Genomic DNA, 1,662 nt, shown 5'->3' with positions numbered 1-1,662 from the left:
TCGCCCCGGCCGTGCATGGTCGGAAGAACGTGCTGAGCGTCGACGAACTCCAGCCAGGCGGGGGCGCCTAGGTGTCTGCGTTGCCGTTCTTCCATTGTGGCCACGGGATGTTCCAATCGCCGAGTCCATCAACTCCCGGCAGTGTGTCGGCGTTGGTGTTCTTGACCGTGACGGGGTCACCGCGCAGGGTGTTCTTCACGAGCCATTCCGCGTCAGTGGGACTCAGGTTTGGGCAACCGTTGCTGACGTTGCTGCTGCCTTGCGCCGACATCGACCACGGTGCGCCGTGCATGTAAATGCCGCTGTAGGACATTTGCACCGCCCATTGAACGGGTGTGCGGTATCCCGCTGCGGACTCGACAGGCACTCCGTAGGTGGACGAGTCCATGATGATGTGCTCGACGCGATCTCCGATCATGTAGATACCGCGGGGCGTCGGAGTGCTGTCTTTGCCGAACGAGGTCGGCATCGTGCGGATGACCTTGCCGTCTCGTTTGACGACTATCGTTTTGGTGTTGTCGTCGGCAACGATTTCCTGAGCTCGGCCAATCGTGAAGTCGTAGGACAAGTTCTCGTCGCCGTAGAGCCCGTCGCCGAGGTCGACTCCGTAAATGTTGACGGCGACACTGACTTTGGTGCCCGGCGTCCAGAAGCGTTCGGGCCTCCACCGGACTTCGGAGTCGCTGATCCAATAGAACGCACCCCGCATCTGGGGGTCAGACGACACGGTGATCGCCGCCTGTGCCTTCTTTCGGTCGGGGATGGGATCGGCGAACCGCACCCCGACTGTGTGGGCGATCCCGACGGTTTTCTCGCCGAGGATGGCAGCGCTGGTCAGTGACTCCGGTGAGGTCGTGGTGAAGCGCTGCGAGACGACCGATCGACCGCCCACGCCCACGGCCTCGGCTTGAACGGAATACCGCTTCGAATATCCCAGGGGTTGGGTGCTTGTCCACGTTGAGCCGTCCTCGCTCAGTGAGCCCGCCAAGGGACGGCCGCTGGCTGTGGGGATACGGACGTTTGTCAACGCGCCGCGGCTGGCCGTGACAACAATAGGAAGCCCAGGTTCGACAACCGCGTTGGGCGCGAGTCGACCGCCACCTTCGGTGGCCACAGCAATGGAAGGCTGTGCGATGTCGGCGAAGCTGTCAACGGCCTGAATCTCGTTGCTGTAGGCGGCGCCTCCGGTTGAGCTGCACGAGGTCAATAACATCACCACAGCCGTCAGGGCTGCGAGCATCAGCAGTCGCGGAATACCTGCCCGGACCGACCCGCGGCATCCACGAGCGCTCGAGCACTGCGGCTGCGCACCGTAAGCCGCCAAGAGATCACGTGGCTCTTCGATAGCTCGAGTCCTTCTTACGCGGCCCATCGATTGTGGCGAACCCTCTCACTCGGCGCCTGGACTAGGTTTACTATCCACGATAGTAGTTGAATGCTGTGCGCTCCTCTACCCGCTGCACAGCGCGAGAGAAGGTTCGAAACGTCTTCGTGGTGGGCGACCGCCGAGCGGTCACGTCGACCTCATTATTGCCGTGTGGCGACACCCCACAGGTAGTCCCCGCCGATGCGTGTTCGCCACCGCTCGCCGACGTCGAGGCCGTGGTGCGACAACTCTCGCGACACCTGCGGGACCACTCGTCCTCATACCTCCCGCGCGCC

Annotated in this window: 1 protein-coding gene; it reads right to left on the bottom strand. The window is 62.8% G+C overall.

All coding sequences use genetic code 11. The features are described 5' to 3' along the window. Positions 1-67 precede the first annotated feature (67 nt). Positions 68-1,240 (bottom strand): L,D-transpeptidase, encoded by a 1,173-nt coding sequence (locus ABLE94_RS26285; RefSeq protein ID WP_006357614.1) that lies wholly within the window; start codon positions 1,238-1,240, stop codon positions 68-70. Positions 1,241-1,662: the final 422 nt, after the last annotated feature.

This window comes from Gordonia sp. VNK1 (genome assembly GCF_040049135.1).
GTDB lineage: Bacteria > Actinomycetota > Actinomycetes > Mycobacteriales > Mycobacteriaceae > Gordonia > Gordonia oleivorans.
The sequence above is the reverse complement of the archived record's forward strand: the minus strand, read 5'-3'. Positions and strand labels throughout refer to the sequence as shown.